At 61.9% G+C, this 16,464-nt stretch carries 18 protein-coding genes; 15 read left to right on the top strand and 3 right to left on the bottom strand.

All coding sequences use genetic code 11. The features are described from left to right. The first annotated feature begins 61 nt into the window (after window positions 1–61). Window positions 62–421 (top strand): preQ(1) synthase, encoded by a 360-nt coding sequence (queF, locus tag ACYQ3M_RS08510; protein WP_460035650.1) that lies wholly within the window; start codon window positions 62–64, stop codon window positions 419–421. Here queF and ACYQ3M_RS08505 read toward each other — a convergent pair. Then, window positions 418–1,035: a helix-turn-helix transcriptional regulator gene (locus tag ACYQ3M_RS08505; RefSeq protein WP_460035649.1), complete on the bottom strand. Its 618-nt coding sequence runs from the start codon at window positions 1,033–1,035 to the stop codon at window positions 418–420. The two genes, queF and ACYQ3M_RS08505, sit on opposite strands and share 4 nt — an antisense overlap. 92 nt (window positions 1,036–1,127) lie before the next feature. Here ACYQ3M_RS08505 and ACYQ3M_RS08500 point away from each other — a divergent pair, with 92 nt between their 5' ends. The 3 genes from ACYQ3M_RS08500 (at window position 1,128) to ACYQ3M_RS08490 (ending at window position 5,843) form a co-directional block, all read left to right on the top strand. Beyond that, window positions 1,128–2,063 carry a multicopper oxidase domain-containing protein gene (locus ACYQ3M_RS08500; protein WP_460035648.1) on the top strand — a complete coding sequence of 312 codons (936 nt, stop codon included), beginning with the start codon at window positions 1,128–1,130 and terminating at the stop codon, window positions 2,061–2,063. A gap of 21 nt (window positions 2,064–2,084) precedes the next feature. Continuing rightward, entirely contained in the window at window positions 2,085–3,944 is a 1,860-nt protein-coding gene (locus ACYQ3M_RS08495; protein WP_460035647.1) for a hypothetical protein, read from the top strand. 105 nt (window positions 3,945–4,049) lie between these two features. Further along, window positions 4,050–5,843 (top strand): adenosylcobalamin-dependent ribonucleoside-diphosphate reductase, encoded by a 1,794-nt coding sequence (locus ACYQ3M_RS08490; RefSeq protein WP_460035646.1) that lies wholly within the window; start codon window positions 4,050–4,052, stop codon window positions 5,841–5,843. 3 nt (window positions 5,844–5,846) lie between these two features. Here ACYQ3M_RS08490 and ACYQ3M_RS08485 read toward each other — a convergent pair whose 3' ends face one another. Both ACYQ3M_RS08485 and ACYQ3M_RS08480 read right to left on the bottom strand, forming a co-directional pair. Further along, a complete protein-coding gene (locus ACYQ3M_RS08485; protein ID WP_460035645.1) occupies window positions 5,847–6,206 on the bottom strand; it encodes an HPF/RaiA family ribosome-associated protein in 360 nt (119 codons plus the stop codon). A 20-nt stretch (window positions 6,207–6,226) separates the two neighbouring features. Then, window positions 6,227–7,357, bottom strand: coding sequence for a sulfite exporter TauE/SafE family protein (locus tag ACYQ3M_RS08480; protein WP_460035644.1), 1,131 nt, complete (start codon window positions 7,355–7,357; stop codon window positions 6,227–6,229). A 255-nt stretch (window positions 7,358–7,612) separates the two neighbouring features. Here ACYQ3M_RS08480 and ACYQ3M_RS08475 point away from each other — a divergent pair, with 255 nt between their 5' ends. From ACYQ3M_RS08475 to ACYQ3M_RS08425, 11 genes are all read left to right on the top strand, one after another. Further along, window positions 7,613–7,861, top strand: a complete 249-nt coding sequence (locus ACYQ3M_RS08475) for a hypothetical protein (RefSeq protein WP_460035643.1) — start codon at window positions 7,613–7,615, stop codon at window positions 7,859–7,861. 99 nt (window positions 7,862–7,960) lie between these two features. After that, window positions 7,961–8,158 (top strand): metal-binding protein, encoded by a 198-nt coding sequence (locus ACYQ3M_RS08470; RefSeq protein WP_460035642.1) that lies wholly within the window; start codon window positions 7,961–7,963, stop codon window positions 8,156–8,158. A gap of 16 nt (window positions 8,159–8,174) precedes the next feature. Beyond that, window positions 8,175–8,570 (top strand): hypothetical protein, encoded by a 396-nt coding sequence (locus ACYQ3M_RS08465; protein WP_460035641.1) that lies wholly within the window; start codon window positions 8,175–8,177, stop codon window positions 8,568–8,570. Then, the gene (locus ACYQ3M_RS08460; protein ID WP_460035640.1) at window positions 8,571–9,155 is read left to right on the top strand and encodes a hypothetical protein; all 585 of its coding nucleotides are present in this window, start codon (window positions 8,571–8,573) and stop codon (window positions 9,153–9,155) included. After that, window positions 9,152–11,575, top strand: coding sequence for a heavy metal translocating P-type ATPase (locus tag ACYQ3M_RS08455; protein WP_460035639.1), 2,424 nt, complete (start codon window positions 9,152–9,154; stop codon window positions 11,573–11,575). The genes ACYQ3M_RS08460 and ACYQ3M_RS08455 overlap by 4 nt, the downstream gene beginning before the upstream one ends. Further along, window positions 11,572–12,318 carry a DUF3450 domain-containing protein gene (locus ACYQ3M_RS08450; RefSeq protein WP_460035638.1) on the top strand — a complete coding sequence of 249 codons (747 nt, stop codon included), beginning with the start codon at window positions 11,572–11,574 and terminating at the stop codon, window positions 12,316–12,318. Before ACYQ3M_RS08455 ends, ACYQ3M_RS08450 begins: the two co-directional genes overlap by 4 nt. Further along, entirely contained in the window at window positions 12,315–13,640 is a 1,326-nt protein-coding gene (locus ACYQ3M_RS08445; protein ID WP_460035637.1) for a MotA/TolQ/ExbB proton channel family protein, read from the top strand. The genes ACYQ3M_RS08450 and ACYQ3M_RS08445 overlap by 4 nt, the downstream gene beginning before the upstream one ends. After that, window positions 13,633–14,130 (top strand): MotA/TolQ/ExbB proton channel family protein, encoded by a 498-nt coding sequence (locus ACYQ3M_RS08440; RefSeq protein ID WP_460035636.1) that lies wholly within the window; start codon window positions 13,633–13,635, stop codon window positions 14,128–14,130. Before ACYQ3M_RS08445 ends, ACYQ3M_RS08440 begins: the two co-directional genes overlap by 8 nt. Window positions 14,131–14,133: 3 nt before the next feature. Continuing rightward, window positions 14,134–14,541: an ExbD/TolR family protein gene (locus tag ACYQ3M_RS08435; protein WP_460035635.1), complete on the top strand. Its 408-nt coding sequence runs from the start codon at window positions 14,134–14,136 to the stop codon at window positions 14,539–14,541. Continuing rightward, complete coding sequence (locus tag ACYQ3M_RS08430) at window positions 14,538–15,224, top strand: energy transducer TonB (RefSeq protein WP_460035634.1); 687 nt, start codon at window positions 14,538–14,540, stop codon at window positions 15,222–15,224. Before ACYQ3M_RS08435 ends, ACYQ3M_RS08430 begins: the two co-directional genes overlap by 4 nt. Then, window positions 15,221–16,384 carry a tetratricopeptide repeat protein gene (locus ACYQ3M_RS08425; RefSeq protein ID WP_460035633.1) on the top strand — a complete coding sequence of 388 codons (1,164 nt, stop codon included), beginning with the start codon at window positions 15,221–15,223 and terminating at the stop codon, window positions 16,382–16,384. Before ACYQ3M_RS08430 ends, ACYQ3M_RS08425 begins: the two co-directional genes overlap by 4 nt. Window positions 16,385–16,464 lie beyond the last annotated feature (80 nt).

The raw sequence follows: 16,464 nt of genomic DNA, 5'->3' as shown, positions 1-16,464 counted from the left end.
GCGGTGGGGCGTCAAAGGTTTTTGCGGTATTATACTGGTTCGCCGATCGCTAAGAAGCCCTATGTCGACTCAGCCGAGCAAGACTCTAGAAACCTTTCCCAACCCCAAACCCGAGCGCGATTACACCATCCGCATCGAATCGCCGGAGTTTACCTGCCTGTGCCCCAAGACCGGCCAGCCCGACTTTGCCACGATTCTGGTCGAATACATTCCCGATCAAACCTGCATCGAGCTCAAATCCTACAAGCTCTATCTTTGGTCCTATCGCGAGGAGGGCGCGTTCCACGAGGCGGTCACCAACCGGATCCTCGACGATTTGGTCACCGCCTGCCGGCCGCGCTGGATGAAGGTCGAGGCGCGCTTTAACGTGCGCGGCGGGATTTACACCACGGTGGTGGCCGAGTATCGGGCGCCGGCTTAAGCCGGCCGATGGAGGCAAAACCTACACGCTTTGCCGCCGCGGAGCATACACTCGGTTTGCAGGACGGGTTGATCCAAAAGGCCGTCGAGCAATCCCAGGTCCAAGGCGCAGACCTCGGGGTGCTCTTTGGCCAGGTCGTGATAGACGCAGTTTCTGGCGGCGATGGTTTCTCCCTCCAGTTTGGCCTCGTACCCCAAGGTGTGCATGAGCTGGACGATAGCGGCGAGGCGCTCTTTTGGGGGGTGGGCGACAAGCGGCGCGCGCAGCGAGGCGGCGGTTTCCTGGCCTAAGCGATAGAGCAAGCTCTGCACGGCGGCGCTGCCCAGTTCCTGCAACAAATGCTCGAGCAAGAGCTTGGAAAACCAGGCGTACTGCTTGGGGAACAGGTGCACGCCGCGCTCGCTCAAGGCATAAGCTGGGCTTGGCCGGCCGCCGGTTTTGCGCAGTTCCTTTTGGGCGACGTAGCCTTCGCGTTCCAGGGCCACAAGATGCTGGTGCACGGCCGCTTTAGAGACTGCCAGGGCCTGCGCCAGCTCGTCCATGGTGAGCCCTTCTGGGTGGTCGAGCAGTAAGTGCAGTAAGCGCTGTTGGCGTTGGCCGAAAGCGTCGAGCACAGTCTTTCTCCATTAATTTATAAACAAAAATATTGACAAACTAAATAAAGCTCAGTTTACTACTGCTATAAAAAATACACCAGGAGAGAGTTATGCGTAGATACCGGTTCTTTGCGGCGTTGATTTTAAGTTTGGGTATAGGGGCGCCGCTTGAGGCGGCGGTTCATCACATCACTTTGCGGGCGGTGAAGCTGCCCTCGGGGCAGCTCGCCTACGAGATGGTCCGCCATCAGGTGGAAGACCAAGGGCAGGTGCAAGATCGAACTTCCCACTACGCCCAAGGGCCGACCATCCCCGGGCCGACCTTGGTGCTCACCGAAGGCGATACCGCCAAGGTCACGTTGGAGCACGGCATCGAAGGTTCGGACTTGCCGGTCAGCATTCACGTCCACGGTGTCCATTATAAATTTACCAGCGACGGCACCACCCGCACCTTAAGCGAGACCATCGACTCGGTCGCCTATCCGGGCAAACCCTATACCTACGAATGGAATGCGGCGCCCGGCACGGTGGGCACCTGGATGTATCACGACCACGCCTTCGGCGACCCGCTGGTGGGAGCGGAAGATCAGGGCTTGTTTGGCACCCTGATCGTCAATCCTAAGGACGGGAAGGTCGAGGCGATGATCGATGGCAAGATCCAGAAGGTGGACCTTAAAGACATCAAGCGCGAATTCATTTTGTGGATGCACGAGACCACTTTCTGGGGGCAGGAGCTCAATCATCTCGTCAACCGCCAGATTCCGCTTTGGACCAATCCCATCGTCGGGGCGCGCCTGGGAGAACTGGTGCGCTTCCACGTGATCGGCCTGGGGACCGCCTTCCACACCTTCCACCTCCACGGTCACCGTTGGATCGAGCCGGGCACCACCCACGTGGTGGACACCGTCAACGTCGGCCCGATCAGCCGCACGGCGTTTGTGGTCAAAGCCGGCGAGGGGGTAGGGCCGGGCGACTGGCACTACCACTGCCACGTGGTCCAGCACATGCAGAGCGGGATGATGGGCAAGTTTCGCGTCGTGCAATAACCATTCAAGAGGAGGAGTGACATGCAGCTGAAAACCTTGAGCCTTGCCGTAGCCTTAGCCGCTGGAATGGCGCTTGTCCCTGCTGCCGAAGCGGTCGCGCTCAAAGCGCAGCAAAGCGCGGCTGCGCCGGCATCTGCCGCCGCTGAGGAGGGAGCGATCCTCAGCGTCGCGGGGGTGCTGCCCGCCGCCACCTTGCAGATGACCGACGAACCGGGCCTTTGGTTCAAAGACCCCACCGACGGCGACGCCTTGGTAGTGGTCAAGCCGGGCGATGCGGTGCTGATCAAGATGACCGACGTCAACGCCGAGCACACCATCACTAGCCTGATCTGGCAGCCGGGGGCGAAGGATTTCCCGGTCGACCAGGAAAAGCCTTCGACTTCCAGCGTCACCGCCAAGTTCGACAAGCCCGGCCTGTACGTCTTCACCTGCAAGGTGCACCCGTACATGTTCGGCGCGGTGGTGGTGGACGACCCCAATACCCCGGGGCTGGACATTGGCAGCGAGATCCAGCTCGTCACCGGGGCCAAGGTCCCGACCACCAGCGACATCGCCAAACGTCTGCTGCGCACCTTCTTCGTCGTGACCACCCCTTCGCTTTGGCGCGACTACAGCAAGCCCACCTGGGAGGTGAAACTGCCGGACATCCCCTTGAACTTGGGCGGCCAGCAAATCTCCTTGAGCGCCTTGAGCGTGTCGATGCCCAACGAGACTTTCAACCCCAAGGTTCCTGGGGTCGGCGAAGTCTGGGTTAATACTCAGTTCGAGAAAATCGCCGGCAAAACCAAGTTCGGCTCGGCCACGCAAGTGGACGCCGCGACTTGGAAAATTAAAAAGAAGGTCAAAGGCATCGAGACCAATATGAACCACCCCCACAACATGTGGACCGATGTGGCTTACCGCTACATTTATCAGACCGAGTGGTTCGACAAACGCCTGACCACCTTCGACCGTGACAAAGGCACCATCTACAGCGTGGTGACCGTAGGTCAAGACCCCTCGCACGTTATGACTCGCCCCGGCACCGACGTGCTGTACGTGGCGATCAACGGCGAAGAGCGGGTAGCCAAACTCTCGCCCGGGGCCAACCACAATCTGCTCGGGGCGATCAACCTAGGTCCCCACACCGGCCCGCACGGCCACTGGATCGGCGACGACGGCAAATACCTGGTGACGCCCAACGCGCTCGCGGGCAGCGTTTCGGTGGTGGACCTAGACAGCGAGCAGGTGACGACCATCCCCACCGGGGCGGTGATCCCGATCGCGGTCGGGATGACCCCGGACGGCAGCCGCGCTTATGTCACCAACTTGCTGGGCAGCCCGCCGCTTCTTTCCACCATGAGCGTGATCGATCTTAAGACCAAGAAAAAAATCCAGGACATCGACCTGGCCCAAGACTACGATCCCATCTCGGGGGAGACCAAGGGGCCAGCCTATGGTCTTCTGCCGATCCAGACCCCCGTCAGCCCGGACGGCAAGTACGTGGTCACCGCCAACACCTTGAGCGCCACGATCTCCATTTTGGATACGGCGACCGGCAAGGTGATCAAGCAGCTGCCGGCCGATCCCGGGGCGCATGGGGTGGAATACGGCTTTAAAAAAGGCGGCGGCTATTACGCCTACGTGGCGAGCAAGTTCTCCAACGCCTTGATCGTGGTGGACATGGACACTCTAGAGATCGCCGGCAAGATCCTTCTGGCCGATCCGAACGACCCCCAAATCACCGGCCTCAACGGCTACGGCGGCCAGGGGGTGTTGCCGCTGCCCATCGCCATGCACGGCTGGCTCAAAGAAACGTTGAAGCTCAAAGGAAGCGGCCAGCTCAGCCCCGAGGTCGAAGGCTGGCTCAAAGAGCTCACGCCGCAGCAACAAGGCATGTAATTCTCCCCTACTGCTTCCTTCGCCGCCCTTCAAAGGCGGCGAAGGTTTTTTGTTCGCTGCCTTTCTGTCACAATGAAAACTTTGGGTCTGTGTGCAGAGGCGGCAATGGCGGCAGAATTCGAGCTTGAAATCGCGCGCCAAGTTTGGGAGAACAAATACCGGGCCGAAGGCGAAAAGAGCCTAGAAGACACCTGGCGGCGCGTGGCGCAGGCGGTGGCGAGCGCCGAAGACCATCCAGGCCTTTGGAGTCAGCGTTTTTATGAATTGCTTTCCGGCTTTAAGTTCCTTCCCGGCGGCAGGATTTTGGCCGGGGCGGGGACCCAAAAGCAGGTGACTTTGTTCAACTGCTTTGCCATGGGGCTGATCGAGGATTCCTTGGACGGCATCTTCCAAGCGCTCAAGGAAGGCGCGCTCACCATGCAGCAAGGCGGCGGGGTGGGTTATGACTTTTCGACGTTGAGGCCGCGCGGCAGCTTGGCCAAAACCGTGGGCGGCATCGCCTCAGGTCCGGTCTCGTTCATGCGCATTTGGGATGTGACCTGCGCGACCTTGCTTTCGACCGGGACGAGGCGCGGGGCGATGATGGCGACTTTGCGCTGCGATCATCCCGACATCGAGGAATTCATCGACGCCAAGCGCGACCCCCAGGCGCTGCGCAATTTCAACCTTTCGGTCGAGGTGACCGAGGCGTTTTTGCAGGCCGTGCGGCAGGATACCGATTGGCCGCTGGTATTCCCGCAAGCCAGCCTGGCCGAGGGGGTCGGGGCCGGAACCGTGACGCGCGACTGGCCGGGATACGCGCAACCGGTACCTTGCCGCGTGCTCAAAGTCGTGCGCGCGCGAGCGCTGTGGCAGAAAATCATGCGCGCCACGTACGAGACCGCCGAACCGGGGGTGATCTTCATCGACCGCATCAACCGCCTCAACAACCTTTCCTACTGCGAGCGCATTTACACCACCAACCCCTGCTCGGAGCTGCCTTTGCCGCCGTATGGGGCGTGCGATCTGGGTTCGTTCAACCTGACCGCGTTCGTGCGCGATCCCTTTGCGCAAAACGCGCGCTTTGACTTTGCCGCGTTCACCGAGCTTGTGCCGCTGGCGGTCAGGTTCCTAGACAACGTGATCGAGGTCTCGCGCTTTCCCCTTCCCGTCCAGCGTCAAGAGGCTCAGGCCAAGCGCCGCATCGGTTTAGGAATTACAGGCCTGGCCGATACCTTGATCATGCTGAATCTGCACTACGGCAGCGAGGAAGGGCGCGCCTTCGCCGCCAAAGTCATCAAGACCCTGTGCCACGCCGCCTATCGCGCCTCGATCGAGTTGGCCAAGGAAAAAGGCGCGTTTTCTGCGCTGGAGCGCGAAAAGTACCTTGCCGGCGGCTTTGTCGCCACCTTGCCCGAAGACATACGCCAAGCCATCGCTGCTTACGGTATCCGCAACGGCTTGCTGCTCGCCATCGCCCCCACTGGCTCGATCAGCCTCTTGGCCGGCAACGTCTCCAGCGGCCTAGAGCCTGTGTTTGCCTTCCGCTACAGCCGGCGCCTGCAACTGCCCGATGGCCGTTGCGCCTGGCTCGAGGTCGAAGACGCCGCGTTTCGCCTCTGGCAAAAGCTTAAATCCGGTGCGCCGCTCCCGCCGGCTTTCGTGACCGCGACCGAGCTGGATCCAGAGGCTCACCTCAAGATGCAGGCGGCGCTCCAGGCTTACGTCGACAGCGCCATCTCCAAGACCATCAACGTGCCGGAGGATTATCCGTTTGCCGCGTTTGAGAACGTGTATTGGCGCGCTTACGAATTGGGCCTTAAAGGGTGTACGACGTATCGCCCCAACCCCATCCGCGGGGCGGTGCTGCTCGCCCCGCCCGAGACCCACTGCTGCGAAGTCACCCGCGAGGGCGACTGAAGTTCATTCGGGAGCAGGATGGTTGTGGCGTTTGACCTCGCCGCGTTGGATACGCGCGTATTCTTCAAGCTGGCGGGCAGCGGCGTCAAACGCATCGCGGATCGCCACGTAGGCGTCCTCATAGGCGTGGTTGTCGTGGTGCTCGCGGCTGATGACGATCTCCTTGCCGGGCACGCTCAGATCGATGCGCACGTGGTAAAGGTCGCCTTTATTGTGGTTATGGTGGGTGCGTTCCACCATCACCCGGCAACCGATGATCCGGTCGTAGTAGCGTTCCAGTTTTTGCACTTTCTCCCGAATCTTGGCTTCCATGGCCTCGGAAGGCGGCAGTCCCCGGAACGTGACCTGAAGTGGTATCTGCATGATGGCTCCTTGTTTTCTGCTTAATGACAGTCAGGGACAGTAGCTTGCTTTTCTATTTTAGAGTTTTTTTGCACGACGGTGAATGCGCCGTAACGTTCCGGTTCGGTGCAGCGCCACAGGATCAGGCCCGTTCGAGGTGGAGCGAATTCGATGGCCTGCCGTCCTGGGCGAAGATCGAGTCCCACGCCAAACGAGGGAATCTCGAGCCGCCCTCGGCAGAAAGCGTCTTCGGTGACTTCGATCTCCCAGCGCACCGGTTGGTCCTGCTCCAGCGTGAAGCGGTCGGGGATAAAACCGTCGTTCCCCACCGTCATCGCGATCGTCGTGATCGTCTGGGTCTGGCGCCAGCTCGGCCACTTCTGCTCGGCGAGCGCGACTAGGCTGCCTAGGTCGTAACCGCTTTGGGTGAGGATCAAACCGCGGTTGAGCATCACCGCGCCCATCCCGACCACCACCGCGCTTGACACTTTGACCAGCACAGGCGCCGCCCCCTTGACCAAGGTCGTGGCGAACACGCCAAAGCCGATCAGCATCGGTAAAGTGCCCAGACCGAAGAGGAACAACAAGGCGGCTCCTCGGAGCGGATCGCCGGTGCCGGCGGCCAAGACGTACATGGCTTGCAGCGGGCCGCAGACGATCATCAGGCCGTTGGCCAGACCGATGACGAAGGGGTGGCTGCGCTTCTTGTATTGGCGGCCGATAAAGCGCATTAAAAAGGCCGGGGTGCGAAACTGGATGCGTAGCCTAAGCAGGCCGAGCAGGCTCAAACCAAAAAGGATCAAAAAAACGCCGGCCCCCAAGGCGATGACCCCGCGCAGCCACGGGGTAAAAGCAACGATCCCGCCGAGTGTGGCAAATGCCGCACCGATCGCCGTATAGGACAAGGTCTTGCCTAACCCGTACCACAGGTGGGACAAGTAGCGCGGCCGCCCGAGGGCCGCATCTTGAGTGGTATAGCCGAGCACCAGCGCGCCGCACATCCCCACGCAATGGAAACTGGTAAAAAACCCGGTCACCAAAGCCAGCGCGTAATTCATCTCGCCCAGAAGCTGGGGATGGCCATAGCCGCGCATTCTTTGATCCAGATACACGATCAGGAGGATGCCCAAACCGCCGACTGCCGAAAATATCCAACGTTTGCTTGCTGTCACGTAAGCTTTTGCGCTGAAGGATGAACGAAACACTATAGCCAAGACTGTGCCAATCGCGAAGCAGCCTGCAGGATACCTTGAGGACTTGGGGATCAGAATGCGGCTTTTCCCAGAGGGGTGTGGGAAATCCCGCAGTTTTTTGCGGATTTTGGTCGTCTTTTAAAAAGAAATTTTTTATCCTGCAAAGCATTAGGGTATTTGGCATAGCTTATGTATATAGGAAAGCACCGTTTTAACCGCTCACAGGTGCTTGCCATGGCCGACAACGCGATGATCCATCACCTCTCTTCCCAACCGCAATACGACACCGGCGCGCTGCTTTTGAGCACCGGGTTGACGGTGGCTGCCTTGATTCTGGCTCCGGCGTTGGCAAGCCGGCTTGGGTTAGGCGCGGCTTTGACGGGCGCTTTGCGAATGGCGCTGATGCGCGCTTCCAGCCGCGTGGTCCATGGAGGGCAACGCGAAGAATGCGCCGACGGCGGCGCCGGGTTTAGTTGTCATTGAGGCAAAAGCGCGGTTTTGGACTTAAGGCGCCAAGGATGGCGCTTTTTTTTATGGCAATCGGTTAAAATAAAATTTTAAAGTCGATCGATTGCCGCCAAGATGAACTCGACCAAGCCAAGCTGCGACCTGTGCGCCCTGCCGGTGGAGATTCCGGATTTCACCCTGATGACCAAAAGCGGCCTCAAGCGCTTTTGCTGCGAGGGGTGTTTAGGGATTTACCGGCTGCTGCACGAGGGCGAGGTGGTGGAAGAGGCGGCCTCCGATCCTTCTTTGCCAGAGTCCAGTCCTAAATCCTAATTTAAGGAGCACGAGCATGGCGCACGAACACGCAAAAATGGCCGAAACCGCCAAGCCCAGCCAGATGGGGATGACTATGGGCGGAATGGGGGAGATGATGGAGATGTGCTCGTCGATGATGGGCATGGAAATGGGCCCGATGATGATGGGAAACTCCGCCAACCCGATGAAGCCTGCTGCCGCCATCGCGGTGGTCACAGCGAGCGCCAACCCGGGAAAATCTCTGCTCAAACGGCTCGCCCGCAATCCTTGGGTGTGGTTCGGGTTGGGAGTCGCCGCCGGGATTTTGATCCACCGTTACCGTAAAGAAATCATCGCGACCGCAGTCAAGGTGGGCGAGAAGGGCAAGGACTTTATTCTGCAGCAAAAAGAATCTCTGGAAGACATCGTCGCCGAGACCCAAGAAAAATAAATGCTCACCCGTCAAGTCATTTTGCGCTACCGGGCGCCGGGACACGCGCGTTTTGCCTTGCCTTACGTGCTTTGCCAGCCGGAAGTCGCCGCGCGCCTGACCGCCCAGATTGAGGCGCTAGATGGGGTGTATCGGGTTCGCCTGCAGGGCAACAAGCTCTCGATACGCTATCAGGAAGCGTTTTTGACTTTTGCCCAGCTCGCCCGCGCCCTGCACACGGCCATCACCCAGTTGGAACAAGGCGGCAAGCTGCCCCAATTGGCTCCGCGCCAGCCGCCCTTAGCCAGGCTCAAGCACAGCGCTCCGGTCAAATGGCTGCGCGCCAAATTCGAAGAGGTGCGCGAGACTTTGACCGCTTTCGGGATCCTGCTGCGCCGCGGCTTCAAACACGGCTCCAAGCTGGTCCACGACCCCAAGGCCTTGGCGTTTGAATTCGCCAACGACGTTTTGGTCCTGTATCTGATCCGCATCCACTGGCACCGCATCGTCAGCGAATGGATCCCGCATCCGATCAAATACCGCTATGAATGGGCAGCGGTGTTTTATCTGACTTATCTTTTGGTCCGCTCGCGGCTGCCCAAATGACAGCTTTCACCATTGCCCATCGGCTGCCGCGCCGCGTTCGCCTCGTCGCGCCGGCGCTCAAAGGCGATCCCGAAAAAGCGTACCTTTTTTCCATCCTGCTCACCAAGCGCGCCGGGGTCAAGCAGACCAAAGCGACCCCCCAGTTGGGTTCGGTGACGATCTGGTTTGATCCCAAAGAGCTGCCGCTGCCTGCGCTTTTGCAAATCTGCCAAACGCTGCTTGGCCATTTGGCCACCGCCCAACCCAAATGGCCGACGGCCAGAGCCCAAACCGCGAGCGCGCGCACCCTGCAGTTTGCGATCGAGGGCATGACGTGCGCCTCTTGCGCCTTGCTGATCGAATTGTTGCTCAAGCGCGACCCGCGCATTTTGGAAGCCAACGTCAACTTTGCCAACCAAACCGCGTGCGTGACCGGCGCGGTCTCCAAAGAGGAGTTGTTTGAGCTGGTCAGTCGCCTAGGTTACCGGCCCCATCCGCTCGACACCGTCGCCCAGCGGCGGGAATGGCTCGCGCTTGAGCGCGCGCGCATCGCCGCAGAAAAGCGCCGCTTGGTGAGTGCCTTGGGTTTGAGCCTGCCGGTGATGGCGATCGCCATGCTTCACCCGCGCCAGAGCTTCTGGTACTGGCTGAAATTCCTGTTCACTTTGCCGGTGGTCTTGCGCAGTGGCCGGCCGTTTTTCACCACCGCGATCCAGTTCGCCAAGGTCCGGGCCGCCAACATGGACACCTTGGTGGCTTTAGGAGTGGGGGCAGCGTTTGGCTACAGCGCGATCGCCTTGGCTGCAGGCCGCTACCGCGATTTGTACTTCGAGGCCGCCGCCGGCATCGTCAGCTTCGTGCAGCTTGGTCGTTACCTGGAAGAGAAAGCCAAAGGCCAAGCCCATGAAGCTGTGTTCAAGCTGATCGAGCTCCAACCTAGGACCGCCGCCCGCTTGGAGGAGGGACGCGAGGTGTGCGTGCCGGTGGAGCAGCTCAAGGTCGGCGACCTCGTGCGCGTTCGGCCCGGCGAGCGCATTCCTACCGACGGGGAGGTGGTCGAGGGCGTCTCCGAAGTCAACGAAGCCTTGCTCACCGGTGAGGCGATGCCGGTGAGCAAACGCCCGGGCGACAAAGTGATCGGCGGTTGCATCAACGGCGCCGGGGCGTTCACGCTGCGGGTTACTGCCGTCGGCGCCGATACCGTCTTGGCCGGTATCATCCACTTGATGGAACAAGCCCAGGGCGCCAAGCTCCCGATCCAAAAGGCGGTGGATAAGATCTCGAGCCGCTTCGTGCCAGCGGTGATCGGGGTGGCGGCGTTGAGTTTTGCCGGCTGGCAGATGCAGGGTCAGTTTGCGCTAGCGCTTAAGTCCGCCATCTCGGTGCTGCTCATCGCCTGCCCGTGCGCTCTGGGGCTGGCGACCCCGGCGGCCATCCTGGTCGGAACCGGGGCGGCGGCGCGGCGCGGCATCTACATCAAAAACGGCCCGAGCCTGGAGCTTGCGGCCAAGCTTTCCGCTTTGGTGTTCGACAAGACCGGCACCTTGACCCAAGGCCGGCCCGAAGTCACCGAGGTGGTGTGGCTGGCCGCCGGTGACCCCAAAGAGTATTGGCGCTGGATCGGCGGCGCCGAAGTCAACTCCGAACACTTCCTAGCCCGCGCCCTGGTCGCCCAAGCCCAAGCCCAAAAGTTGGCTCTGCCCTCGCCGCAAGCCTTCCAACTCGTTCCCGGCGAGGGCGTCAAAGCGCAGGTCGAAGGGCGCGAAGTGCTGATCGGCAACGCGGCTTGGATGGCGCGCCACCAAGTGGCCTTGGAAGCGTTTGCCGGCGCCTGCGCAAAACTGGGGGCGGAAGGCAAAACCGCGGTTTTGGTGGCGGTCGATGCCAGACCCACCGCCGTGATCGGCATCGCCGACGCTTTGCGGCCCGGAGCCAAAGCGGCGATCGCCGCTTTGAAGCGGATGGGTATTCAAACCTTCATGGTCACCGGCGACGCCGAAGCCCCGGCGCGCTTTATCGCCGCTCAGGTGGGCATAGATCAGGTCGTCGCCAACGCCAAGCCGCAGGACAAGCTCGACCTCATCGAGCGCCTCAAGCGTCAGGGCGAACGGGTCGGGATGGTCGGCGACGGCATCAACGACGCCCCCGCCTTGGCGGCGGCCGATGTGAGCTTTGCCGTCGGCTCGGGCACCGACATCGCCGTCGCCGCCGCCGACCTGACTCTGGTCCAGGCCGACATCGCCAAAGTCGCCGACGCGATCGAGATTTCGGCTTTCACCTTGCGGGTGATTTATCAGAATCTGTTCTGGGCGTTTTTGTACAACACCGTCGCGATCCCGGTCGCCGCCTTGGGCAAGCTCAACCCCATGATCGCCGCTGGGGCGATGGCCTTGAGCTCGGTGTCGGTGGTCGCCAACTCTTTGCGTCTTAAGTCCCAATGATCCTTACTCTTGCGTTTTTAAGTGCGTTGCTGCCTGCGCTGGCTTTCGCCCAGGTGGACGAAGCCTTGAAAGCTCAGCTCGCGGTCCAACAGGAGGCGGCTGCCATCCAACGCCAGATCGATGCCCTGGACGAGGAGAGCCGAAAGCTCCTGGAGGAATACCGCGCCCAGGCGGCGGCTTTGGACGAGCTGACCGCTTATGCCGACCAGCTCGATAAGCTCGTTGCCGATCAGGCGCAGGAGATCGCCGAGCGGGAGCGCCAATTGGCCGAACTGGAGACCTTAAAGCAGCACCTGTTCCCGTTTCTGCTCGAGATGCTCAACGCCCTCGAGCAGATCGTGGCGGCCGACACCCCTTTTCTCCTTGAGGAGCGCAAAGCGCGCCTGGCCTCGCTGCGCGAGGTTTTGAGCCGCGCCGACGTCAGCCTGGCGGAGAAATACCGTCGGTTGATGGAGGCCTTTCGGATTGAGGCGCAGTACGGCCACAATTTGGAGACCTATGAAGGCCCTTTGCCCACCGATGGCGATCACCGGACCGTGCGCTTTCTGCGCTTCGGGCGGGTAGGATTGTACTACTTGACCCTGGACGGGCAGGAGGGCGGCGTGTTCGACCCTAAAAGCCGTGCTTGGCACAGGCTGGAAGCCGAGGACCTCAAGCCTTTAGAGCAGGCGATGCGGATCGCCGCCAAGCAGGCGCCGCCGGATTTGGTCATCCTCAAGGTTCCCGCTCCGGAGGCGCCATGAGGTGGCTTTGGTGGCTGTTGTGGCTGCCGATCGCGGCGACGGGCGCCGATTTTCACCAGTTGCTGGAGAAAATCCGCCGCGAGGGGGTGGCCGAGCGCGCCCATCAGGAAGAGCGCCTTAAGCGGTTCTTGGCCGAGCACGCGCGGCGGCAACAGCTGGTCGATGAGCTTAAAGCCGAGCTCGCCAGAACCAAAGCTCGCGCCGACGCCCTGCGCGCGCGGTTGGAGGCGGGGGAAAAGCGCCTGGCGGAATTGGATGATCAATGGAAGAACCAGGCCGGCGACCTGGAAGAGCTGTTCAGCCAGGCGCGCCAGGACGCCCAAGCGATCAAGTCCTTGCTGCATGACTCCTTGGTCAACGCCCAGCAGCCGGGGCGGCTCAAGTTTTTGGACGAGCTGGCAAGCCCAAAGCTCAAGGCGAGCTTGGAGGATCTCAAGCGGCTGTGGGACGTCCTGCTCTCCGAGATCGGCGAAAGCGGCCGCGTCGTGCGCTTTAGCGCCCCCGTGGTGGCGCCGGATGGCAGCGAGCAGAACCGCACCGTAGTTCGGGTAGGGGTGTTTAACGCGTTTTCCCAGGGACGTTATCTGCGTTATCTGCCCGGCTCCGAGCGCCTGCTCGACCCGGTCCAGCAGCCGCCGGGGCGGCCGCGGCGGCTGGCCGCCGACCTGGAGCAGGCCCAAGGCGGCTGGCACAAAGTTGCGCTCGATCCATCGCGCGGGGCCTTGCTCGCCTTGGTCGCCCAGACCCCGGGGTGGCTCGAGCGCTGGCTGCATCAGGGCGGGGTGGTCGGCTACTTTATCATCGCGCTCGGCGCGCTCGGGTTGGCGATCGTTTGCTGGCGTTATGGCGATTTGATCCTGGTCGAACGGCGGCTGCGGCGGCAAAAACCTCTTCCCGAACCGCGGCTGGACAACCCCATCGGCCGTCTGCGCCAGGCCCTGGCCGAACGCAAGAGCGCCCAGGGTGGAAGCGACGAGACGTTGGCGGTGTATCTGGACGAGCTGGTGCAGCATGAACTCCAGCGCCTGTACTTGGGTATGAACACCTTGAGCACCTTTGCCACCATCGCTCCCCTGCTGGGGCTGCTCGGCACGGTGTTGGGAATGATCGAGACCTTCGACGCCATCGCCCTGTTCGGCACCGGCGACCCCAAGCTGATGTCGAGCGGGATTTCGCTGGCCTTGGTGACCACCGAGCAGGGATTGACGGTCGCCATCCCCTTGCTCATCGCGCACAGTTTCCTGCGCGGGCGCGCCGAGCGGATCGCGGCGCTGATCACCGAGGAAGGGGCGGAATTGTTCGAACGTTACAGCCATGGTTGACTCCTTATTGGCTTTGTTTTATCGAGGCGGCCCTCTGCTCTGGGCGATTTTGTTGGCCTCGGTCGGGATGTGGTATCTAATCTTTGCAGGCTTTGACCGCCTCATGCGCGAGTTGCCTAAAATTCAGGCCGAATTGAACGCGCGCTGGCGTGCGCGCAAACGTTCGCGCGTGGGCGGGGAAGTTTGCCGCTTGGGGCTGCTCGCCCTGGCCGAGAGCCGCCTAAAGAGCGGCCTTTTTCTGCTCGAGGCGCTGGTGCAGGTTTTGCCGCTGTTGGGGTTACTCGGCACCGTCAGCGGGATGATCAAGGTCTTTACCGTGCTGACGGTGTTTGGCACCGGCAACGCGCGCGCTTTGGCCTCCGGCATCTCCGAAGCCTTGATCACCACCTTGGCCGGTCTGGTCACCGCGCTTTCCGGCCTGTATCTCATCGGTTACTTGAAGGGCCGCATTCAGGCGGCGCTTGCGCGCTTGAGTCTGCTGTTGAGTTAAGCCATGTACCAGCCGCGTCGATTTTCTCCGCCCGAGCCGCCGCAGCTCAACATCGCCCCGCTCATCGACATGGTGTTTTTGCTGCTCATTTTCTTTGCCGTCAACGCCTCCTTTGTCAAAGAAGCCGGGGTCGAGGTCGAGCGGCCGGCGGCCAAGACCGCAGTCGTCCAGGAACACGCGACCTTGTTTGTGGCCGTGGACGCGCAAGGGCAGGTGTGGCTGGAGAAAAAACCCATCGATCCGCGTTCGGTGCAAGCCAACGTCGCCCGCTTGCACGCGGAAAACCCCAAGGCGGGGGCGGTGATCCTCGCCGATAAAAAAGCGCCCGCCGGCGTGGTGCTCGAGGTCTTGGACGGGGTGCGCCTGGCCGGGGTGGAGCACGTGGCGGTGGCCGCGACGGTCAAACCGTGAGGCGGGTCGCTTATCTCAGCCTCGCGCTGCTCTTGAACCTGGCGCTGTTTCAGTTTATGGCCGGCCTGATCGCCGGGCCAAAGCTCGGTATCAAGCCCATCCTCCACGCCCATCCCATCGACTTTGTACGCCTGCCGCCGCCGCAGGAGCCGCCTCCGGAGCGCCGGGTACGCACCCCGCCGCCGCCTCCTGCCGCGCCCAAAGCGCCGCTTTCATCGCCGGTTTCGCCCGAACCGATCCGCGGCAACGTGCGGGAGCTGCCCACCCCCGATTTGGCGCTCAAGGTCCAAACCTCGCCTGCCCCCCAGATTCCTCTAGCCGCCCCTCACCTGCCTTCCCTGTTGGTGGAGGGCGAGGTGCAGCAAGCCGCCTCTCCGGTGCGCGTGCCCACGCATCCTGGGTACATCTCGGCTTCGGAGCTGGTCGCGATCGTCCGCCCGCCCCCCTTGTATCCACCGGAAGCGAGAAGCCGAAGGATCGAGGGCCGAGTGGTGGTGGAGTTCACCGTCACCGAGCGCGGCGAGGTGCAAGATCCGGTCATTATCGAGGCCAACCCGCCGGGCGTGTTCGACCAGGCGGTGCTCGAGACCGTGCGCAAATGGCGTTTTCGCCCCAAAGAGCAAAACGGCAAACCGATCGCGGTGCGCGCGCGTCAGCCCTTGGAATTTAGGTTGCGCGGATGAAGGCCTGGCTGGTGGTGTTGGGTCTGCTTTGGTCGGTGAGCGCCTGGGGGGCAGAAACCATCTCCCCTGAGGTTTTCCGCGCCCTTAAAGACGCCGAAAGCCAGCTGGACGCCGATCCGGGCTCAACCCTCAAGCGTTTGGAAAGCGTGCGCGCCAAAGCCAAAACCGATCTGGAACAGGCTTTGCTCGCGGCGTATTTAAGCTACGCCCATCTGGCTTTGGGCCGCTCCGCCGAAGCCGCCAGGGAAGCCGAGGAAGCGCTCGCCAGCCCGAAGCTCCCAGCGGAACTTAGACCTAAGTTGCACGCGGTGTTGGGCCAGGCGCAGCTTCAGCTTTCGCGCTTTCAGGAAGCCGCTCGAGCGCTCGAGACGGCCGGCGATGAGCCCCAGATCCGCTATTTGGCCGCCTACGCGCATTACCGGCTGGGCCAATACACGCGCGCGGCGCAAATCTTGGAGGCTATCCTCTCTTTGCCCAATCCGCCCAAGGAGTGGGGGCAATTGCTGCTCGCTTGTTATCTCGAGGGCCAAAACTTCGACCGCGCGGCGGACTGGCTGGCCAAACAGCTGGCGCGCCGGCCGAACGAGGCCGATCTGTGGCAGCAGTGGCTGGCGCTCAAGCTCCGGGCGCGTCGCCCGCAAGAGGCCCTGGCGGCGATGGTGCTTGCTTGGCACGCCGGCCAATTGGACGCCAAGCAATTTTTGGATCTGGCGCGCCTGTATGCCGCGGCGGGGATTCCCGAGAAAGGCGCTCGCCTGATCGAGGCGTGGCGAGATCAAGGACGCCTTGCGCCCACTGTCGATACTTTGCGCTTGGAAGCCGAACTGTGGCTGCTGGCGCGCGAGCGCCGCAAGGCCCTGCCGGTGCTCGAGCAGGTCGCCAAACTGCGCGGCCAAGGCAGCGACTTTCTCGCCGCCGCCCGCGTCGCGGCCGAACTCGAATCCTGGCAAGAGACCGCGCGCCTGGCGCGCCAAGCGCTGCAAACCGGACTTTCCGATCCGAGCGAGGCCGAGCTGTGGCTTGGGATCGCCGCCTATCACTTAGGCGATCCGACCGCCGCCGAGACCGCCTTGACCCGCCTCCAACATTCCCGTCGCCTCGGCCCCTATGCCCGCCACTGGCTGGGCTGCGTGCGCGCTAAGCGCCGCACTTGCCGCTAGTTTTGCGGCATTTGCCGGATTCTGCGCCATTTGCCCCAGTGAACGCCGAGGCGCTTAAAGCGAAAGCCAGCTCCCGCCTG

It is taken from the genome of Methylothermus subterraneus (assembly GCF_054656915.1).
Note: the sequence above shows the minus strand (reverse complement) of the source record. Positions and strands in the feature narration are given on the sequence as shown.

Excerpts from the sequence above, each read along its gene's own strand:
- ACYQ3M_RS08425 (WP_460035633.1), top strand. The coding sequence starts at position 15,221 with ATGAAGGCCTGGCTGGTGGTGTTGGGTCTGCTTTGGTCGGTGAGCGCC.
- ACYQ3M_RS08450 (WP_460035638.1), top strand. The coding sequence starts at position 11,572 with ATGATCCTTACTCTTGCGTTTTTAAGTGCGTTGCTGCCTGCGCTGGCT.
- ACYQ3M_RS08445 (WP_460035637.1), top strand. The coding sequence starts at position 12,315 with ATGAGGTGGCTTTGGTGGCTGTTGTGGCTGCCGATCGCGGCGACGGGC.
- ACYQ3M_RS08440 (WP_460035636.1), top strand. The coding sequence starts at position 13,633 with ATGGTTGACTCCTTATTGGCTTTGTTTTATCGAGGCGGCCCTCTGCTC.
- ACYQ3M_RS08455 (WP_460035639.1), top strand. The coding sequence starts at position 9,152 with ATGACAGCTTTCACCATTGCCCATCGGCTGCCGCGCCGCGTTCGCCTC.
- ACYQ3M_RS08495 (WP_460035647.1), top strand. The coding sequence starts at position 2,085 with ATGCAGCTGAAAACCTTGAGCCTTGCCGTAGCCTTAGCCGCTGGAATG.
- queF (WP_460035650.1), top strand. The coding sequence starts at position 62 with ATGTCGACTCAGCCGAGCAAGACTCTAGAAACCTTTCCCAACCCCAAA.
- ACYQ3M_RS08500 (WP_460035648.1), top strand. The coding sequence starts at position 1,128 with ATGCGTAGATACCGGTTCTTTGCGGCGTTGATTTTAAGTTTGGGTATA.
- ACYQ3M_RS08465 (WP_460035641.1), top strand. The coding sequence starts at position 8,175 with ATGGCGCACGAACACGCAAAAATGGCCGAAACCGCCAAGCCCAGCCAG.
- ACYQ3M_RS08490 (WP_460035646.1), top strand. The coding sequence starts at position 4,050 with ATGGCGGCAGAATTCGAGCTTGAAATCGCGCGCCAAGTTTGGGAGAAC.
- ACYQ3M_RS08475 (WP_460035643.1), top strand. The coding sequence starts at position 7,613 with ATGGCCGACAACGCGATGATCCATCACCTCTCTTCCCAACCGCAATAC.
- ACYQ3M_RS08485 (WP_460035645.1), bottom strand. The coding sequence starts at position 6,206 with ATGCAGATACCACTTCAGGTCACGTTCCGGGGACTGCCGCCTTCCGAG.
- ACYQ3M_RS08470 (WP_460035642.1), top strand. The coding sequence starts at position 7,961 with ATGAACTCGACCAAGCCAAGCTGCGACCTGTGCGCCCTGCCGGTGGAG.
- ACYQ3M_RS08435 (WP_460035635.1), top strand. The coding sequence starts at position 14,134 with ATGTACCAGCCGCGTCGATTTTCTCCGCCCGAGCCGCCGCAGCTCAAC.
- ACYQ3M_RS08460 (WP_460035640.1), top strand. The coding sequence starts at position 8,571 with ATGCTCACCCGTCAAGTCATTTTGCGCTACCGGGCGCCGGGACACGCG.